10 protein-coding genes are annotated in these 20998 nt (G+C 50.3%); 7 read left to right on the forward strand and 3 right to left on the reverse strand.

Annotation, left to right across the window (positions count from 1 at the left end; all coding sequences use genetic code 11):
- Nucleotides 1–6: 6 nt before the first annotated feature.
- Nucleotides 7–9453 (forward strand): BspA family leucine-rich repeat surface protein, encoded by a 9447-nt coding sequence (locus L0P88_RS08110; protein ID WP_247134093.1) that lies wholly within the window; start codon nucleotides 7–9, stop codon nucleotides 9451–9453.
- A gap of 216 nt (nucleotides 9454–9669) precedes the next feature.
- Here the strand turns inward: L0P88_RS08110 and L0P88_RS08115 are convergent, their stop codons facing one another.
- The 3 genes from L0P88_RS08115 to L0P88_RS08125 all read right to left on the reverse strand — a co-directional run bounded on the left by L0P88_RS08115 (nucleotide 9670) and on the right by L0P88_RS08125 (nucleotide 13169).
- The gene (locus L0P88_RS08115) at nucleotides 9670–10845 is read right to left on the reverse strand and encodes a serine hydrolase domain-containing protein (RefSeq protein ID WP_247134094.1); all 1176 of its coding nucleotides are present in this window, start codon (nucleotides 10843–10845) and stop codon (nucleotides 9670–9672) included.
- Entirely contained in the window at nucleotides 10800–12164 is a 1365-nt protein-coding gene (locus L0P88_RS08120; protein ID WP_247134095.1) for a hypothetical protein, read from the reverse strand. The genes L0P88_RS08115 and L0P88_RS08120 overlap by 46 nt, the downstream gene beginning before the upstream one ends.
- A gap of 372 nt (nucleotides 12165–12536) precedes the next feature.
- Nucleotides 12537–13169: a Crp/Fnr family transcriptional regulator gene (locus tag L0P88_RS08125; RefSeq protein WP_247134096.1), complete on the reverse strand. Its 633-nt coding sequence runs from the start codon at nucleotides 13167–13169 to the stop codon at nucleotides 12537–12539.
- Between the two features lie 62 nt (nucleotides 13170–13231).
- On the opposite strand from L0P88_RS08125, the gene L0P88_RS08130 reads away from it, so the two are divergent.
- From L0P88_RS08130 to L0P88_RS08155, 6 genes are all read left to right on the forward strand, one after another.
- Nucleotides 13232–14611 (forward strand): aldehyde dehydrogenase, encoded by a 1380-nt coding sequence (locus tag L0P88_RS08130; protein ID WP_247134097.1) that lies wholly within the window; start codon nucleotides 13232–13234, stop codon nucleotides 14609–14611.
- Between the two features lie 68 nt (nucleotides 14612–14679).
- Entirely contained in the window at nucleotides 14680–15201 is a 522-nt protein-coding gene (locus L0P88_RS08135) for a TetR/AcrR family transcriptional regulator (protein WP_247134098.1), read from the forward strand.
- A gap of 39 nt (nucleotides 15202–15240) precedes the next feature.
- On the forward strand, nucleotides 15241–16020 hold the full coding sequence (locus L0P88_RS08140) for an SDR family NAD(P)-dependent oxidoreductase (RefSeq protein WP_247134099.1): 780 nt from the start codon (nucleotides 15241–15243) through the stop codon (nucleotides 16018–16020).
- 91 nt (nucleotides 16021–16111) lie between these two features.
- Entirely contained in the window at nucleotides 16112–17254 is a 1143-nt protein-coding gene (locus tag L0P88_RS08145; protein ID WP_247134100.1) for a glycerate kinase, read from the forward strand.
- A gap of 401 nt (nucleotides 17255–17655) precedes the next feature.
- Nucleotides 17656–18930, forward strand: a complete 1275-nt coding sequence (locus L0P88_RS08150; RefSeq protein ID WP_247134101.1) for a ribonucleotide-diphosphate reductase subunit beta — start codon at nucleotides 17656–17658, stop codon at nucleotides 18928–18930.
- A 3-nt stretch (nucleotides 18931–18933) separates the two neighbouring features.
- Nucleotides 18934–20724 carry a ribonucleoside-diphosphate reductase subunit alpha gene (locus L0P88_RS08155; protein ID WP_247134102.1) on the forward strand — a complete coding sequence of 597 codons (1791 nt, stop codon included), beginning with the start codon at nucleotides 18934–18936 and terminating at the stop codon, nucleotides 20722–20724.
- Nucleotides 20725–20998: the final 274 nt, after the last annotated feature.

Below are 20998 nucleotides of genomic sequence, written 5' to 3' on the forward strand. Positions count from 1 at the left end.
ACGCATATGGGAACAAATTACCTTATGGGCTTGAGGGGGGCCATGCTAACACTTTTCACCTGCCTGCTGACCACCACGGGCTTGTTGGCTCAGGCCGAGTTCATCACCACTTGGAAAACAGACAATCCCGGGACGACAAACAGCAGTTCCATCCGTATCCCCGCCACGGGGACCTACGATGTGGACCTGGGCAATGACGGCAGCTACGAACTAACGAACCAAAGCGGGACCATCGAGATCGATATCACCGCCCATAACCATACCGCCGGGGAAATACAGGTGGCCCTTCGCAATGCCGGTGGGGGATTGACCCGGATACATTTCAACCTTGAGGGCGACAGACAGAAGCTGCTCTCAGTGGACCAATGGGGCAGCAGTATCGCCTGGAGCACAATGGAAACCGCATTTCAAGGCTGTACCAATCTGGACGTTAAAGCGACGGACGCCCCCAACCTGAGCAAGGTGACCGATATGAGAAATATGTTTCATAGATGTACGTCACTTAAGGGAAATGCGAGCTTTTCTACCTGGAATACAAGCAATGTGACCAATATGTGGTCAATGTTTCTTATCGCGCCCAGCTTTAACGCGCCCATCGGTTCCTGGGATACAAGCAATGTGATTTTTATGCAAAGCATGTTCAATGGTGCAGCCGCCTTTAACGGGGACATCAGTTCCTGGAACACAAGCAAAGTGACCAGAATGGGTTATATGTTTGACGGTGCCAAGGCCTTTAACCAGAATATCGGTTCCTGGGACACAAGCCAGGTGGTCCATATGGATTTCATGTTTTGGACTGCATACGCCTTTGACCAAAATTTGGGCGCATGGGACCTGGGAAAGTTGACCAGTGGTCTTTACATGTTCAGCAATAGTGGGCTTTCCATGGCCAATTGGGACGCCACACTCATCGGTTGGCACAATCAGGGCCTTACCAACAGTGTTACCATCGGTGCCCAAGGAAGGGTCTACTGCAAGGCTTATGCCGAGCGTGCCGAGTTGATACGTAAAGGCCTCAACATTACTGGTGACCGCGCAGAAACCACCAGGCCTACGGCGCAATGCAAGCCGGCGATACTCATACTGAGTACCGAAGGTACAGCTACCTTAACGTCCGCCCTTGTGGACAACGGTTCCAGCGATGCCTGTGGGGACGTCTCGTTGAGCGTTTCCCAAAGCAGCTTTACGGCCGCCGACCTTGGGGATAACACGGTAACCCTAACAGTGACCGATCCCAATGGGAATACGCAGACCTGTCAGGCCTCGGTCACTGTGGTTGACCATGCATCAGGAAGATTTGTCACCACCTGGGACACGAACCAACGAGGTTGGTCCAACAGCAACTCCATCACCATTCCCATTCCCAACACGGATATCTATGATGTGGACCTGGGCAATGATGGCAGCTATGAACTAACGGACCAGACCGGGACCATCGAGATTGATATCACCGCCCATAACCATACGGCCGGGGAGATACAGGTGGCCCTTCGTAGTGCTGTGTCCGGTAAGGGGAGTCTGACCAGGATACACTTCAACAATAAGGAGGACAGGCGGAAATTGAGCTCCGTGGACCAATGGGGCAGCGGCATCCGTTGGAGCACCATGGAGAATGCATTTTTCGGCTGTACCAATCTGGATATACTGGCAACCGATGCCCCCGACCTAAGCAATGTGACCAATATGGCCTTTATGTTTAGCGGGTGCGCGAACCTCAAGGGAGGGACGGCCTTCTCCATTTGGAACACGGCCAACGTGACCAATATGAGAAATATGTTCAGCGGTGCGAGTGCCTTTAACCAGGAAATTGGTTCCTGGAACACCAGCAATGTCACCGATATGATCGGCATGCTTTTGGGCACAACCGCCTTTGACCAGAATCTGGGTACATGGAACATGGGAAAGTTGACCAATGGTATCGCCATGCTCAACAAAAGTGGGCTCTCCGTGGAGAACTGGGACAACACGTTGATCGGTTGGCATGGCCAGAACTTAACCAACACCCCCACCATTAACGCTTTGGAGCTAACCTACTGCAACGCTTATGCTGAGCGTGACGCACTGACCTTCAACATTTCCGGCGATAACCTGTCAGATGCCAATCCGGAGGCGGCATGCAAGGAAGCGGTGACGCTCCGATTGGGATCCAACGGTACGGCCACCCTGGACCCCACTCTTGTGGACGACGGTAGCGTGGGTTGTGCAGACATCTCGCTAAGCTTGTCCAAAAGCAACTTTACGACCACCGATATTGACACGAAAACGGTGATCTTAACGGTGACCGATTCCAATAGCAAAACGGCGACCTGCACGACCAAGCTCACCGTGGAGGACCCCACAAGCGTATTTGTGACCACTTGGGACACCACCAAATCCGGCTCCTCCAACGGGAACTCCATCACCATTCCGGTCACGGGAACCTACGATGTGGATTTGGGCAATGATGGCAGCTATGAACTAACGGACCAGACCGGGACCATCGAGATTGATATCACCGCCCATAACCATACCGCTGGGGAAATACAGGTGGCCCTTCGCAATGCCATTTCCGGAAATGGGACCCTGAGCAGGATACATTTTCCTTTTGGTCAGACCGACGACAGGCAGAAGCTGCTCTCCGTGGACCAATGGGGCAGTAGCATCTTGTGGAGCACTATGCAGAATGCCTTCCATGGCTGTACCAATATGGACGTTTTGGCAACCGATGTTCCCGACCTAAGCAATGTGACCAATATGGGCCTGATGTTTTTCAGGTGCACCGCGCTCAAGGGAACGGCAACCAACAATTTTTCCGGTTGGAACACCAGCGGCGTAACCAACATGGCCTTCCTGTTCGCAAGCGCAAGTGCCTTTGATCAGAACCTGGATTCGTGGAATGTGGCCATGGTGACCACCATGGAACAGATGTTTTCCGGGACAAGTGCCTTTGACCAGGATTTGGATTCCTGGAACACGGGCAAGGTGGCCGATATGTCCAATATGTTTTACAATGCAAGTGCGTTTAATGGGGACATCGGCTCCTGGGACACCGGCAACGTGAACGATATGAGTTGGATGTTCTCTGGCGCAAGTACTTTTGACCGCAACATCGGTTCCTGGAATACGGCCAAGGTGAGCGATATGGAATCCATGTTCGCTGGTGCAAGCGCCTTTGACCGGAACCTGGGGAATTGGTACATGGGGAAAGTGAGCGATGGTATCGGTATGCTCAATAACAGTGGGCTCTCGGTGGCCAACTGGGACGCCACGTTAATTGGTTGGCACGGCCAGAACTTTACCAACACGCCTATCATCGGTGCCACTGGCCTGGCCTATTGCAAGGCCCATACCGAGCGTGCCGCGTTGACCCTAAAAATTACCGGCGACAGCAAGGCAACGACCCAGACGACGGCCGCGTGCAAACAACAAGCGGTGGAGCTCGAACTGGGTACTGATGGTAAGGCCACCCTAGCCATCGAAGATGTAGATGATGGCAGTGATGGTTGTGGAATCTCCCTTGGCCTTTCCCAGAGTACCTTTGCGGCCGAGAACCTCGGGGACAACACGGTGACACTGACGGTAACGGACCCCAACAGCAACTCGGACAGCTGTACCGCCACCGTGACCGTACAGGACAGCACCAAACCCACCCCAAGTTGCAAGGGCACCACCGTACAACTGGACGCATCGGGAAGCGCAACGATCGCCACCTCAAACATCGACAACGGTTCCTCCGACAACAGTGGCGGGACCGTAACCCTTGCACTCTCCAAAACAAGCTTCGACTGTTCCAACGTCGGAACAAACACGGTGACCCTGACCGTAACGGACCCCAGCAGCAACTCGGACAGCTGTACCGCCACCGTGACCGTACAGGACAAGGCCCTGCCCACAACCAGTTGCAAGGACGCGACCGTACAGCTAGGCACGACCGGATCGGCGACCCTCGCAGCCTCCGATCTCGACAACGGTTCCTCCGACAACTGTACCCTCGCCATGGCCCTCTCAAAGACCGCCTTTTCCGCAACGGACCTGGGGACCAACTCCGTCACCCTGACCGTCACCGACCCAGGGGGCAACTCCGGTACCTGTACCGCCACCGTGACCGTACAGGACAGCACCAAACCCACCCCAAGTTGCAAGGGCACCACCGTACAACTGGACGCATCGGGAAGCGCAACGATCGCCACCTCAAACATCGACAACGGTTCCTCCGACAACAGTGGCGGGACCGTAACCCTTGCACTCTCCAAAACAAGCTTCGACTGTTCCAACGTCGGAACAAACACGGTGACCCTGACCGTAACGGACCCCAGCAGCAACTCGGACAGCTGTACCGCCACCGTGACCGTACAGGACAAGGCCCTGCCCACAACCAGTTGCAAGGACGCGACCGTACAGCTAGGCACGACCGGATCGGCGACCCTCGCAGCCTCCGATCTCGACAACGGTTCCTCCGACAACTGTACCCTCGCCATGGCCCTCTCAAAGACCGCCTTTTCCGCAACGGACCTGGGGACCAACTCCGTCACCCTGACCGTCACCGACCCAGGGGGCAACTCCGGTACCTGTACCGCCACCGTGACCGTACAGGACAGCACCAAACCCACCCCCAGTTGCAAGGGCACCACCGTACAACTGGACGCATCGGGAAGCGCAACGATCGCCACCTCAAACATCGACAACGGTTCCTCCGACAACAGTGGCGGGACCGTAACCCTTGCACTCTCCAAAACAAGCTTCGACTGTTCCAACGTCGGAACAAACACGGTGACACTGACCGTAACGGACCCCAGCAGCAACTCGGACAGCTGTACCGCCACCGTGACCGTACAGGACAAGGCCGTGCCCACAACCAGTTGCAAGGACGCGACCGTACAGCTAGGCACGACCGGATCGGCGACCCTCGCAGCCTCCGATCTCGACAACGGTTCCTCCGACAACTGTACCCTCGCCATGGCCCTCTCAAAGACCGCCTTTTCCGCAACGGACCTGGGGACCAACTCCGTCACCCTGACCGTCACCGACCCAGGGGGCAACTCCGGTACCTGTACCGCCACCGTGACCGTACAGGACAAAACGGCCCCCACTCCAAGCTGCCAGGACACTACCGTACAACTGGACGCATCGGGAAGCGCAACGATCGCCACCTCAAACATCGACAACGGTTCCTCCGACAACAGCGGCGGGACCGTAACCCTTGCACTCTCCAAAACAAGCTTCGACTGTTCCAACGTGGGGACAAACACGGTGACACTGACCGTCACCGACCCAGGGGGCAACTCGGACAGCTGTACCGCCACCGTGACCGTACAGGACAAGGCCCTGCCCACAACCAGTTGCAAGGACGCGACCGTACAGCTAGGCACGACCGGATCGGCGACCCTCGCAGCCTCCGATCTCGACAACGGTTCCTCCGACAACTGTACCCTCGCCATGGCCCTCTCAAAGACCGCCTTTTCCGCAACGGACCTGGGGACCAACTCCGTCACCCTGACCGTCACCGACCCAGGGGGCAACTCCGGTACCTGTACCGCCACCGTGACCGTACAGGACAAGACCGCCCCCACCCCAAGTTGCAAGGGCACCACCGTACAACTGGACGCATCGGGAAGCGCAACGATCGCCACCTCAAACATCGACAACGGTTCCTCCGACAACAGTGGCGGGACCGTAACCCTTGCACTCTCCAAAACAAGCTTCGACTGTTCCAACGTCGGAACAAACACGGTGACACTGACCGTAACGGACCCCAGCAGCAACTCGGACAGCTGTACCGCCACCGTGACCGTACAGGACAAGGCCCTGCCCACAACCAGTTGCAAGGACGCGACCGTACAGCTAGGCACGACCGGATCGGCGACCCTCGCAGCCTCCGATCTCGACAACGGTTCCTCCGACAACTGTACCCTCGCCATGGCCCTCTCAAAGACCGCCTTTTCCGCAACGGACCTGGGGACCAACTCCGTCACCCTGACCGTCACCGACCCAGGGGGCAACTCCGGTACCTGTACCGCCACCGTGACCGTACAGGACAAGACCGCCCCCACCCCAAGTTGCAAGGGCGCCACCGTACAACTGGACGCATCGGGAAGCGCAACGATCGCCACCTCAAACATCGACAACGGCTCCTCCGACAACAGTGGCGGGACCGTAACCCTTGCACTCTCCAAAACAAGCTTCGACTGTTCCAACGTCGGAACAAACACGGTGACACTGACCGTAACGGACCCCAGCAGCAACTCGGACAGCTGTACCGCCACCGTGACCGTACAGGACAAGGCCCTGCCCACAACCAGTTGCAAGGACGCGACCGTACAGCTAGGCACGACCGGATCGGCGACCCTCGCAGCCTCCGATCTCGACAACGGTTCCTCCGACAACTGTACCCTCGCCATGGCCCTCTCAAAGACCGCCTTTTCCGCAACGGACCTGGGGACCAACTCCGTCACCCTGACCGTCACCGACCCAGGGGGCAACTCCGGTACCTGTACCGCCACCGTGACCGTACAGGACAAGACCGCCCCCACCCCAAGTTGCAAGGGCACCACCGTACAACTGGACGCATCGGGAAGCGCAACGATCGCCACCTCAAACATCGACAACGGCTCCTCCGACAACAGTGGCGGGACCGTAACCCTTGCACTCTCCAAAACAAGCTTCGACTGTTCCAACGTCGGAACAAACACGGTGACACTGACCGTAACGGACCCCAGCAGCAACTCGGACAGCTGTACCGCCACCGTGACCGTACAGGACAAGGCCCTGCCCACAACCAGTTGCAAGGACGCGACCGTACAGCTAGGCACGACCGGATCGGCGACCCTCGCAGCCTCCGATCTCGACAACGGTTCCTCCGACAACTGTACCCTCGCCATGGCCCTCTCAAAGACCGCCTTTTCCGCAACGGACCTGGGGACCAACTCCGTCACCCTGACCGTCACCGACCCAGGGGGCAACTCCGGTACCTGTACCGCCACCGTGACCGTACAGGACAAGACCGCCCCCACCCCAAGTTGCAAGGGCGCCACCGTACAACTGGACGCATCGGGAAGCGCAACGATCGCCACCTCAAACATCGACAACGGCTCCTCCGACAACAGTGGCGGGACCGTAACCCTTGCACTCTCCAAAACAAGCTTCGACTGTTCCAATGTAGGGAACAACACGGTGACACTGACCGTAACGGACCCCAGCAGCAACTCGGACAGCTGTACCGCCACCGTGACCGTACAGGACAAGGCCCTGCCCACAACCAGTTGCAAGGACGCGACCGTACAGCTAGGCACGACCGGATCGGCGACCCTCGCAGCCTCCGATCTCGACAACGGTTCCTCCGACAACTGTACCCTCGCCATGGCCCTCTCAAAGACCGCCTTTTCCGCAACGGACCTGGGGACCAACTCCGTCACCCTGACCGTCACCGACCCAGGGGGCAACTCCGGTACCTGTACCGCCACCGTGACCGTACAGGACAGCACCAAACCCACCCCCAGTTGCAAGGGCGCCACCGTACAACTGGGCGCTTTGGGTAGTGTAATAATCACTACATCGGACATCGACAACGGTTCCTACGACAACAGCGGCACTACCGTAACCCTTGCACTCTCCAAAACAAGCTTCGACTGTTCCAACGTGGGGACAAACACGGTGACACTGACCGTAACGGACCCCAGCAGCAACTCGGACAGCTGTACCGCCACCGTGACCGTGAAGGATAGGAACGCTCCCACCGCGCTGTGCAAGGACACCACCGTACAACTGGACGCCTTCGGAAGCGCAGCGATAGTAGCGGCGGACCTGGACGACGGTTCCAGCGATACCTGCGGTAGTGTATCGCTACATATGTTCCCGAGCAGCTTCACTTCCGTTGGCACGCATACAGCGACCCTGAGGGTAATCGATGGCAGCAACAATACGGACAGTTGTACCGCCACCGTGACCGTGGAGGACAGGACGGCCCCCACACCGGTATGCAGGGAGGTTACCATACAACTGGACACCACAGGTAGTGCGACAATTTCTGCATTGGACGTGGACAACGGCTCCTCTGATAACAGTGGCGGGACCGTAACCCTTGCACTCTCCAAAACAAGCTTCGACTGTTCCAATGTAGGGAACAACACGGTGACACTGACGGTAACGGACCCCAGCAGCAACTCGGCCAGTTGTACCGCTGTGGTAACTGTGCAGGACAAAATCCGACCGAAGGCCGTATGTCAGGTTGCAACGCTCCAACTGGGTACGGGTGGCACGACCGGCCTGGATGCCGCCCTTGTGGACAACGGTTCCAGTGATGCATGCGGGAACATTGCCCTTGGCGTGTCCCCAAACAGCTTTACGGCCACGGACCTGGGCGCGAACACCGTGACCCTGACGGTGACCGATGGCAATGGCAACATTGCAACCTGCCAGACTATGGTCACAGTGGTGGACGGCACAGTACCCACACCCACGGCCAGTTGCCGGGACATCAGCGTGGAACTGGACGCGACGGGCAGTACAACGATTGTAGCGGCGGACGTGGACAACGGCTCGTTTGACGGCAGTGGTGGTACCCTCTCCCTTGCACTGGACACGGACAACTTTGGCTGTTCCGATGTGGGGCAGAACACGGTGACCCTAACAGTGACCGAAAAGAGTGGAAACACGGCCAACTGCACCTCCACCGTAACGGTCCGGGAAACCACCGCACCACTGGCCATTGTGACCAACAGCGGACCAATCTGCCAGGGCTCCACCCTACAGTTGAATGAAATAAGCGGCCTGGGCACTTCATGGTCATGGACCAGTAATGGAGATGCCACATTCAGCAATCCGGATATACAAAACCCTGAAGTGACCAATGTTTCGGACGGGGAGGAGTTCACCCTAACGATGGCACTGGCCAATGGATGTACCGTTACGGGCACCACCACTGTCTTTATTCTGGGACTTCCCATCCTGGAAACGGAGGGCGAACAGGTATTCTGTACCTTGGAGAACCCTACGGTATCGGATTTGGCAGCTTCCGGCAACGGTACCCTGCGTTGGTATTCGGAAGCGAACAGTACTACGGAACTGGGGACCGATGTTTCCCTTGGGGACGGTACCGTCTATTACGGATCGTTGGAGGATGGCAATGGATGTACCTCCGATAGGGTTGCCGTCACAGTAAGGATTTCCGTGGAAGGCTGTGACGAATTTCCGGACGCGGACAGGCTCGGCTTCTCCCCGAACGGCGATGGGGTCAACGACACCTTTTCCATTTCCTGGTTGAAGAACGATTACCCCAATTATAGCATGTCGATCTATGACCGAAATGGCACCATGGTGTACCAAGGGAACATCAGCACACCGGAATGGGACGGCAGCGCGGACCGGGGCATTTTCCTGAGGGATGGCAAATTGCCCAATGGGGTGTACTATTATACGATAGATTTCGGGGATGGCATCACACCGCCGGTCCAGGGGATCGTATATCTGAATCGCTAAACAAGGAAATGTAAAAAATGGTAACCACCTTTTACCGTTAGGTCTGTAACCTGGATGACATAGGCCTAAAATAGGGTATCCAATTGGGCGATATGCCATAAGACAGGGTAGCTACCAAAATGTTTTATTCATAGTGGACCAGGTCGATTGTGAACCTTAAATTGGCAGCGGAATGCTGTTTTCATGCAATTTTCCAGTGGCAAGTGTCCATTGGTCTCATTTTTTTAAGGTTTCCATCAAGGAAAGGCAAAGCTGGTCCACACTACTCCTAAAAGGATGGAAAGCGGAAACATTGGACAGCACAATGATTCCTTGTTTGCTCTGGACATCCAATGCCATCGAAGATGAGTAGCCTCCGGTACCGCCATTATGCCAAAGCAACTCCTTGCCATCTTCCCGGTTTAAAATATGCCATCCCAGGCCAACTTTGAACTCATCGTTGGGGATGAAAGTAGGTTGTTGGGTCATGACAAGTTTTGTGTCTGTGGAATCGAACTGGGCATTTCCAAATTTTGCCAAGTCCTTAACGGAAGAAAAAACGGCACCAGCGCCGGCCAGGGCATCAAAATCCCAATTGGGCGTTTCCTTTCCATCGGGATCCAATCCCGGTACAAGTTTGCCCCTAATTTTGGTACGGTCGGTCGTAGAGTGGAGCATTTCATATTCAGAAAAAACCTTGTCCCGGACGAATTCGTCATAAGGGGAACCGGATAGTTCGGCGACCAGAGACCCCAAAAGTCCGGCCCCGAGATTTGAATATTCATATTGTGTCCCCGGTGGATGGTTCAACGCAAGGTGATTGACCAGGTATTCTTTCATTTTTTGATCGTCGTACGCCCTGTACGGATTGTCCGGATCTTCGAATAGGTCCAGATTGGAAGGCATCCGCGGTAGTCCAGAGGTGTGGTTCGCCAGTTGTTCGAAGGTGATTTCCTGTGCGGTCCCCAGCCTAAAACCTATGTGCTTTTGGATGGGATCTTCCAACCTGACCTGACCTTCCAGCACCAGGGAAGTAAGGAGTGTAGAAGTAAAAACCTTGGTGATGGAACCGATTTCAAAAAGATGATCGCTGTTGGCAACCTCTTTGCTATGGCCATGGACCAACCTTGCCCCAAAATAGTGTGTTTTCCCATCATGGATAAACCCTAGGGAAAACTCGGTCCCCTCGGGAAAGGTCCGAAGGGTCTCCTGGATCAATTCCATTTGCCTTACCGATACCGTGGGCCCTTTTGGTTTGTCCTGGGAAGCTTTGCTTCCTCCATCCACGCAACCAACAAGCCAAATCCCAAGTAAGACGGCACAATACTTCCTTATTTTTTGAAGGGAGGCCACATCCATACCACTGCTCATTCCAATGAAATCCCGTCCAAATGCGCCAACTTGGCAATACATCCCCAATTGTATTTCTGGCGGTTATCCCCAGACAGCACAAAGGTCAATTCATTGGGCCCTTTACGTAAATTCAATACAGTTTGTTCATCATCCACGAACACCCTTCCTTCCGTACCCTTTTCTGGAGGTGGCCGAAAATTCATTCCCGCGTCGAACAGAACCTTGGAGTTCAATACAATCACCAAGTGATCGGCATAATCAAAGTTCAAGGCAACCTCCTGATCGGAATCCGATAGCAGGGTACACCTGAGCATAACTGTTTTGTCCATATCATCGTAAAAGCGACTAATGTTGAGAAGGCCATCCGTATCCGCCTTTACGGTTTTGAAGCTGTCCCCGGACTTAAGGAGGGAATCCACCTGTGCCATGACATTCAGCGTGTCCTTGACAAACATTTCAGACATTTGCCACTTGGTCAAATAGTTGGAAGGAATTCCCTTTTCGGTGTGCTGTTGTCTCGATACATCGGACGCCTCAATTTCCCGAATGGAGACATCACTGAAGTATACCTGGCCGAAAGTGCTGAACAAACTTATTCCCCCTTCTTTGGAATCACGTTTTAAACTAGCGACAACAAAAGTTGGGGTGTCCATATCCCCAACATAAACCGACATTTTATCCTCAATGACCACTATTTTGGTACGAATCCAGGTACGGATATCCAGGAACGCAATGGCATCTTTTCGTTTTTCGAAAAGTAGCGCTTCATTACGCTGCGGATCATAAATATAGGACATGGTTTCGTTGGGAAGATCAATGAACGATTCCTCGGAAAACAAAATTCCTTTCTCCTCCAAAGCCTTTAAAAGCGTTTTCCCCGCCTTTCCCTGAATCAGCTCCTCCTCCATGGAAAGCGGCAAAGTGGCCACTTCCTTTCTTGGAAATACGGCATTCCCTTCATATTTGGGATAATTATAGAGTTGCCAAGGCAAACTTCCATTGTAAATGGGAATGTATTGCAATGCATCCTTTTTTCCACTCATCATCATCCTTAGGTAGAGGTACTCATAGTTTTTTTTGTCCTGAATCCTAAAACCCAATCCCGGAACTTGGCCGTTGCAATGGAATTCCAGTTGGAAGTTTCTGAAGGTATGGCCTTTCAAATACGCCTTTTGATTGGGTTCCAACAATAGGGCCTGCCTTCCCTGATGTTCCATGATTTTTATGGTATCCGTTGAACCCTCCGTATTTTCAATGTCCCAGTTGTTTTCCGTAAAAGCAAAATCCTGGACCGTACTGGTCTTTTTGTCTTCCTGTACACAGGATACCATTGGAATGCCCATAAGAAGGATCAGCAGGTTGCAAAGACTGTTTTTCATATCAAACCCCTTTTTTTGATTGAATCGATTTATGACATCCCAATGTACGGTGACCAGCTACGTTTTTAGGCGTATTGACCGTTCATCTTCGTTCAAGTTTGTTCATGGTTGATATGGATATACCAATGAAAAAGTTTTAAGAATATATGGAATCCTGTTCAACTGACGGGAAAAATCCAGGTTAAGGGACCTTAATCAAATCTCAGGTTTTGAGGCGGACGTAATCTATTTTGCTGAACTGAAATGTATTTCCAAAGACAGGAAACCTGCCATTTTACTTCATGACAGATAGGAAAAAACAAAAACCCATATTTGGTTGTCCCCTTTGATCTTTTTTAGCGTATCAGGAACCAAAGTTTTAACCGTCCACGCTTACAAATCCAGGATTTCAATCGAATTTCGATGCAATCTAATTTTACCCAGGTGTTCCAATTTCTTTAATAGCCGTGAAATGACCACACGGGCACTGTGCAGGTCATATGCAATTTCCTGATGGGTATTCTGAATGGTTTTGGATTGATTGATCCGGGCTTTTTCCTTTAAATATTCGATAAGTCTTTGGTCCATATTCATAAAGGCAATGCTATCTATGGTGGACAACATTTCATTCAGTCGGTTGTGGTAGCTCTCAAAGACAAAATTCCGCCAGGAACGGTATTGTGAGATCCACTCCTCCATTTTCCGGACCGGGACTATGATCAGGGAAACATCGGTTTCCGCTATGGCCCGTATTTCACTTTGGGTATCCCCCAAACAACAGGCCATGGTCATACTACAAGTGTCCCCCCGCTCCAAATAATAGAGCAAGAGTTCATCCCCATCCTCATCTTCCCGCAAAATTTTAATGACACCGGAAATCAGAAGCGGCATTCCCTTGATGTATTCCCCAATTTCCATGATCTTTTCCCCTTCCTGGAACTCCCTATAGATGCCAAGCGCTTCAATTTCCTTTAACAACTGGGGTTCAAAGATATTTTCAAAACTCGATTTTAAATCCAATTCCATCCCCTAAAAATAGGGGAATTCCCTTTATATTTATACCTATACTTCTTTTTAATCCACCTTTTATGCCTTCCCCAATTTCTGAATTGTACACACAACAACGGTCCTTTTTTTCCAGTGGAAAAAGTAAGGATATCGGCTATCGGAAAAAAGCCTTAAAAAAACTAAAGCGAGTAATCACACAAAAGGAAGATGCCATATGTGATGCACTTTATGCCGACTTTAAGAAACCAAAATTTGAGGGTTTGGTTTCAGAAACCCAGTTTGTGCTCTCGGAACTGCAATACATATTGAACAATGTATCGTTTTGGGCCAGGCCCAAAAGGGTATCGGGCAGTTTGAGCAGTTTTCCATCCAAAGATTGGATCCAATATGAGCCCTTTGGGACCCTTCTGGTCATTTCCCCCTGGAACTATCCTTTTATGCTGGCCATTTCCCCACTGGTGGGTGCGGTTGCCGCAGGGAATACCGTGGTTTTGAAACCGTCCGAATTAAGTCCGGCCACGTCCAAGATCCTTTTGGAAATCATTGCAGAAGCTTTTGAACCGGGACACGTCACCGTAGTGGAAGGCGATGCGGAAGTCTCACAGGAATTATTGTCCCTTAAATGGGATTACATCTTCTTTACGGGAAGTACCCGTGTTGGAAAGATAGTGTACAAGAGCGCCGCGGAACAGCTCACGCCCGTGACTTTGGAACTGGGTGGCAAAAATCCCTGTATTGTGGATGATAGTGCATCCATTTCCGTTACCGCAAGACGTATTACATGGGGAAAATTACTGAATGCGGGCCAGACCTGTTTGGCACCGGATTACGTATTGGTACACCATTCGGTGAAGGAGGAACTGATTACCGCCATTAAAAAATCGGTGCAACGGTTTTATGGCGAGGATGTGCAATCCTCACCCCATTTGGCGAGAATTGCCACCAAGAAGCAATATGACCGATTAAAAAAGATGCTCACGGATGAAAATGTGATCTGGGGAGGGGAATACGATGATAAGGACCGCTATATTGCCCCAACATTGGTGGATAGCCCTGCCCTGGACTCCGAACTCATGGAGGATGAAATCTTTGGCCCCGTACTCCCCATTTATACCTATACCACCCTACAGGATTTGGAAGGCTTCATAAAAAGGTACGGGAAACCCCTGGCACTTTATGTATTTTCTAAACGGAAGAAATTCCAGGACCATCTGCTGGGCAACTATGCCTTTGGCGGTGGGGGCATTAATGATTGTGTCATTCATATTGCCAATAAAAGAATGCCTTTTGGCGGTGTGGGCAATTCGGGTTTTGGTGGATATCATGGGGAGCATTCCTTCTACCTTTTTTCCCATAAAAAGGCCATTGTCAAAAAACCTTTTTTATTGGATTTGCCCATGCGTTATCCTCCCTACAAACTTTCAGATCGCATCACAAAGCGCATAAAACACCTTTTGTGATAATCTTTCCTTAAAATACGTTGGGAATTGGATAAAAAACTTATTTTTGCAAGTGATTACTCACTTTTATGACGGAGAAGCAGGAAAAAATTCTTAGTTCGGCGCTTGAGTTGTTTGCAACGGAGGGCTATAATGCGGTACCCACAAACAAAATAGCAAAACACGCCGGTGTTTCCGAAGGGTTGATATTTAGGCATTACAAGAACAAACAGGGGCTTTTGGATGCCATTTTGGTTCAGGCCTTTGAAAAGGCAGCCGCCTTATATGCCCATATCATTGCGGAACAAGACCCCAAGCAGGTACTTTGGAAGACCATTACCCTGCCTTTTGAGGTCAAAAAAAGTGAATACCATTTTTGGAAATTACAGTTTAAATTAAAATGGGAGTTGGAGATTTCCGGCCGTGAAAAAATGCAGCCCTTTATTGACAAACTCCAATGGGCCTTTGAACAACTGGGTTATGACGAATCAAAAAAAGAAGCAGAACTACTGAACCATTTACTCGAAGGGATTGCCGGGGGCATCATCAAGGAAGGATTGGACAGCCAAGCACCTTTAAAAGGCTTTTTGCTTAAAAAATATAACCTCTAAAAAAATTTTAAAACAATTATAAGTAAGTACTCACACATTATGAAAAAAGTAGCATTAATCACAGGAGCGTCGAGTGGAATTGGTAAGGAACTCGCAAAAATCCATGCAGAAAAAGGCGGGGATTTGGTCTTGATTGCCAGAAGTAAGGACAAACTTGAGACCTTAAAGTCGGAACTGGAGGAAAAGCATTCGGTTCATGTGAAGATCATGGCCAGGGATTTGACCGACCCCCATGCCGCCAAGCTGATCTATGACGAAGTAAAGTCCGCCAGGATTCAAATCGATTACCTCATCAACAATGCTGGATTTGGGGGCCATGGCAAATTCCATGAACGTCCATGGGAACAGGACTTGAGTATGATTAATCTAAACATTACGGCCTTAACGGCACTGACCCGGTTCTTTTTGCCGGACATGGTCAAAAGAAATGACGGTAAAATATTGAACACCTCTTCCACGGCCAGTTTTATGCCAGGCCCGTTACAGGCGGTTTATTTTGCCACAAAGGCCTATGTTACCTTCTTCAGTAACGCCATTGCGGAAGAGCTACATGACACTAAAATTACCGTCACAAACCTCATGCCCGGAGCCACCGAAACCGAATTTGCCAAAACCTCCGGCATGGACAAGACCAATCTATTTGAAAAAACGGTAAGCGCAAGAAGTGTTGCGGAAGATGGGTATAACGGAATGATACAAGGTAAACTTGATGTGGTTTCCGGGCTCACTACATCACAAAAAGTAATGATGAAAATGATTCCCTTTACTCCTAAAAAAGTACTCCTAAAACAAATAAGGCAAATGCAGGAAGTAAATTAAGCCCCTATGAAATCCCGTCCTTTTGCGGCCGGGATTTTTTTTGTTCGATTTGTGTTTTTTTGGCTACCTTACTTGATGACTAATTTAGCCAATGAAGTTTGTACTTGCACCCGATAAGTTTAAGGGCTCTTTGACGGGACTTGAGTTCTGTGAAGCGGTTGAGGAAGGAATCCGCCAAGTATTCCCAACGGCCGTAATCATCAAGAAACCGCTGGCAGATGGCGGTGATGGCACCATGGAAGTCGTAAAGGACTATCTCAATGCCCATGAAATAAAAGTGCAGGTCAAAGATCCCTTGTTTCGGGATATCAATGCCACCTACCTTTTCTCCAAAAGACGCAAAATTGCCTTTATTGAGATGTCGGAAGCATCGGGGCATCGATTGTTAAAACGCGCGGAACTCAGTTGTATGGATACCACTTCCCTTGGTACCGGTCAACTCATTATGGATGCCCTGGACAGGGGTGCCCATGAAATCGTTTTGGGCATTGGCGGTAGCGCGACCAACGATGGCGGTATGGGGATGGCCCATGCCCTGGGGTATCGATTTCTGGACCATAACGGAAATACGATCAATCCTATTGGCGGGAACCTGGAAAAAGTAAAGCGTATTGTGTCCGACACCCTTCATAAGGGGTTATCACAGGCCAAAGTGAGGGTTGCCTGTGACGTGGACAATCCTTTTTACGGGCCCAACGGGGCGGCATACGTTTATGGTCCGCAAAAAGGCGCAACAGTGGAAGAAGTCGTTTTTTTGGATAAGGGCCTACGGACATTTTCCGCAGCCATAAAAAACCATTTTGGGTTGGACGTTCAACATATACCTGGGGCGGGAGCTGCCGGCGGCCTGGGTGGGGGTGCCATGGCCTTTTTGAATGCCTCATTGATTTCGGGAATAGGCTTTATAAAGGAAATTGCGGATTTTGACGCCGTTATTAGGGATGCCAATTGGATCATTACGGGGGAAGGCAAATTGGACAGTCAGACCCTTTCGGGAAAAACCATTGCCGGGGTATTGGAATCGGCGACGAGACAACGAACGGATGTTGCGGCGATTTGTGGCATTATCGATCTTTCCATTGCGGAACAAGAGACATTGGGGATTACCTATGCCACCTCCATACTTCGGAATTTTCAGACCCTGGAAGAAGCCATGGGTTCGAGCTATGAAAATCTGGTCATCGCCACCTTCAACTTTTGCAAAATTTTAAAGAAGGACATGTCCCTTTACTGAAAAATTTAAATTTTCCAAGGAAAATATTATCCATCATCCACCCAACACTTTTTACGCCTTACCAAGTGGAAAATTGGATCGTAGGGGCTTCAATTCCCTAGTTTTAAAGGCCTAAATCGATATCGAAATCCCGGCCTCCAATCTAATAGCTTTACACCTAAAAAGGAGTGTTGAAATTCATGGTTCGTTTTGGTGGGGGAGCAATTGAACAACAATAACTTGTTTATTATCAATTACTTACATTTCGTTATTCAATTAAAAAAAAGCTTCTTGGGATAGGAAGAACGCCGCTGTTGATAACATTGTTGAGAATCAAAACTTGATGATGTAAAATCAATGTGAAGAAAATGTGAATTTTACTCTTCGTTATTTGGAACCGTTCCAAAAAATTCAGACACTTTATGGAAATTACCCACATTACTAAAAGGGATTTTAGTACCAAACCCTTTGAGCTTTTCAAAATCACCAACGCAGTTTTGAAGGCCATGACCGCCGTTAATCATGGCGAAATGGGCGATGCCCAGACCATTGCGGAGCAGGTATATGCTGCATTGATCGAGCGTAAGGCCCAAGTTACGGATTACGTTCCCACCGTAGAGGAAGTACAGGATATCGTTGAGCAAAAACTGATGCTCAGTGAATTTCAGGATGTGGCCAAAGCCTATATCATTTATCGAAACCAGCAGGCCCAAAGCAGGAAGTCCAACATTTTTGAAAAACGCATCAACCTAAAGCCTTACGAATACCCGGAGCTGTATGAATACGTCCCTGCCATCCGCCATTCGTATTGGATACACACCGAATTTAATTTCACCAGTGATATTCAGGATTTCAAGTCCCGAATGACAAGTGTGGAACGAAGTGCCATAAAGAACACCATGTTGGCCATTTCGCAAATTGAGGTGGCCGTTAAGACATTTTGGGGGGATATCTACCACCGCATGCCCAAACCGGAAATTGGTTCGGTAGGCGCCACCTTTGCCGAAAGTGAAGTAAGGCACCATGATGCCTATTCCCATCTTTTGGAAATTTTGGGGTTGAACCGTGAGTTTGAAACCTTAAAGAAAAAGCCCGTTATCATGAAACGGGTCCAGTATCTGGAAACCGCATTGAAAAATGCCAAAAGCGAGGACAATAAAGAGTATGCGGAGTCCATTTTGCTGTTCTCCCTGTTCATAGAACACGTTTCCCTCTTTTCCCAGTTTTTGATCATTATGGCATTTAACAAGCATAAGAACATGCTAAAGGGCATTTCCAATGTTGTGGAGGCCACTTCCAAAGAGGAGCAGATACATGGGGATTTTGGAATTGACGTGATCAACATCATAAAAAAAGAGCATCCGGAATGGTTCGATGAAGCCTACCATGCCATGATCCAGCAGTTATGTGAAGATGCCTTCCTTGCCGAAAGCCGAATTGTGGACTGGATTTTTGAGGCCGGGGAGATTGATTTCCTGCCCAAGGCCGTCGTAAACGAATTTATTAAAAACCGTTTCAACAATTCCCTGGAAAGTATTGGAATAGCCAAGGTTTTTGAGGTAGACCCAGACCTATTGGCCCAGACCGAATGGTTTGATGACGAAATTATAGGAACAAAACACGGGGATTTCTTCGTGAAACGATCCATCAATTATAGCAAAAGAACACAAAGTATAACCAGCGACGATCTTTTTTAACCCATGGAAAAAAGCACCCATACACAACACGCCGAACTCACAAAAGGGAATACCACCCAAACCCTGGTCAATGCCAGAAAAGAGGCCTTGTCCAATCTAAAACCGGAAAAGGACGCCGAAGGGTTCCAATGGCTCAATGACTATAGCCGACAATTTTTGGCCTCTGGTTATCTTACGGAAGGGATTTCGCCGGAAGGCCGTATCCGGGAAATTGCCGATCGTGCAGAACAAATTTTGCAGATTCCAGGCTATTCGGACAAATTTTACAACTATATGTCCGAAGGCTTCTTTTCGCTGGCCTCCCCCGTATGGTCCAATTTTGGAAAGGAACGTGGGCTTCCCATTAGCTGTTTCGGTTCCCATATTGATGATGACATGGGCAATATCCTTTACACCCAATCCGAGGTGGGCATGATGTCCAAATTGGGCGGTGGTACTTCCGGTTATTTTGGAAAGATCCGTCATCGGGGTGCCCCCGTTAAAAATAATGGTGAGGCATCCGGAGCAGTGCATATTATGCAATTGTTCGAGTCCATGGTGGATGTGGTGAGCCAGGGTTCCGTGCGCAGGGGGCGTTTCTCCCCCTATTTACCCATTGATCATCCGGACATCATGGAGTTTTTGGAAATAGGTACCGAAGGAAATCCCATTCAGCAGTTGACCCACGGAGTCACCGTTGGCAACCAATGGATGCAGGAAATGGTGGATGGCGATGTGGAAAAACGTACCGTTTGGGCCAAAGTATTGCAGCGCAGGGGAGAAATGGGCTATCCCTATGTTTTCTTCTCGGACAATGCAAACAAAGGTTCCGTGGACGTATATCAGGAAAATCAGCACCGCATTTACGCAAGTAACCTTTGTACGGAGATCATGTTACCGTCCAATGACAATTGGTCCTTTGTTTGTGTACTTTCCAGCATCAACCTCTTGCACTATGACAAATGGAAAAACACGGATGCGGTGGAAACCATGGTGTTCTTCCTGGATGCGGTAATTACTGAATTTATCGAAAAATTGGATGCGTATCGGGATTCCTCGGATAGGGACGATCGCCAAACCTTTTTATTCATGGAAAGGGCCTATAATTTTGCAAAGGAAAACAGGGCTTTAGGCTTGGGGGCCTTGGGATGGCATTCGCTTTTACAATCCAAAATGTTGGCCTTTAACAGCCAAGAGGCCTACGATTTGAACAGTGAGATCTTCAAGGCCATGAAGGACCGTTCCTACAAAGCATCCCAAGAGTTGGCGGCACGTTTTGGTGAACCAAAGGTGCTTAAAGGCTACGGAAGGCGTAACGCTACGTTGAATGCCATTGCGCCCACCACATCGTCCGCTTTTATTTTAGGGCAGGTTTCACAAGGCATTGAGCCTATTTGGTCCAACATTTATGTAAAGGATATCGCCAAAATAAAAGTGACCATTAAAAATCAATATTTAATGGATCTGTTGGAAGAAAAGGACATGGACACTCCGGAAGTTTGGAAAAGCATTCGCGACCGTGATGGCTCCGTCCAACATTTGGAATTCTTGACGGATGATGAAAAAGCGGTCTTCAAAACCTATTCCGAAATAGACCAATTGGACATTGTATACCAAGCGGCCAACAGGCAGAACCATATTGATCAGGGACAGTCCGTAAACATCATTGTGCATCCGGACATGCCAACAAAGGATGTCAATAAAATTCATGTCACCGCCTGGAAGTTGGGCCTAAAATCCCTGTACTACCAGCACAGTATGAATGCCGCACAGAAATTTAAACAGAAAAAGGAATGTGCCAGTTGTGAGGCGTAACCAACAACATTGACCCACCCTACACTGGTTGATTTGTTTTTTATGCATCAACACCATAGGGCAAAATCAAAAAAGGCCCCAAAAAATGGGGCCTTTTTGTTTGGGACAGTACTAGAGCAGGCCATTCGAATCGTTTGTCCCGTTCTAACAGTATCAGTGGACTATTTGAAACGCAATCTCATTTCTTAAACACCACCACAGCGCTGTTTCCTTTATGGAGTACGCGCCTAAATCGACTAAAAAGAATACGCAACTGGTAAAGACAAAATGACGC

Source organism: Muricauda sp. SCSIO 64092 (assembly GCF_023016285.1).
Taxonomy (GTDB): Bacteria; Bacteroidota; Bacteroidia; order Flavobacteriales; family Flavobacteriaceae; genus Croceivirga.

Coding starts and splice junctions, on each gene's coding strand:
- L0P88_RS08110 (WP_247134093.1), top strand. CDS start 7: ATGGGAACAAATTACCTTATGGGCTTGAGGGGGGCCATGCTAACACTT.
- L0P88_RS08115 (WP_247134094.1), bottom strand. CDS start 10,845: ATGTATTGCCAAGTTGGCGCATTTGGACGGGATTTCATTGGAATGAGC.
- L0P88_RS08120 (WP_247134095.1), bottom strand. CDS start 12,164: ATGAAAAACAGTCTTTGCAACCTGCTGATCCTTCTTATGGGCATTCCA.
- L0P88_RS08125 (WP_247134096.1), bottom strand. CDS start 13,169: ATGGAATTGGATTTAAAATCGAGTTTTGAAAATATCTTTGAACCCCAG.
- L0P88_RS08130 (WP_247134097.1), top strand. CDS start 13,232: ATGCCTTCCCCAATTTCTGAATTGTACACACAACAACGGTCCTTTTTT.
- L0P88_RS08135 (WP_247134098.1), top strand. CDS start 14,680: ATGACGGAGAAGCAGGAAAAAATTCTTAGTTCGGCGCTTGAGTTGTTT.
- L0P88_RS08140 (WP_247134099.1), top strand. CDS start 15,241: ATGAAAAAAGTAGCATTAATCACAGGAGCGTCGAGTGGAATTGGTAAG.
- L0P88_RS08145 (WP_247134100.1), top strand. CDS start 16,112: ATGAAGTTTGTACTTGCACCCGATAAGTTTAAGGGCTCTTTGACGGGA.
- L0P88_RS08150 (WP_247134101.1), top strand. CDS start 17,656: ATGGAAATTACCCACATTACTAAAAGGGATTTTAGTACCAAACCCTTT.
- L0P88_RS08155 (WP_247134102.1), top strand. CDS start 18,934: ATGGAAAAAAGCACCCATACACAACACGCCGAACTCACAAAAGGGAAT.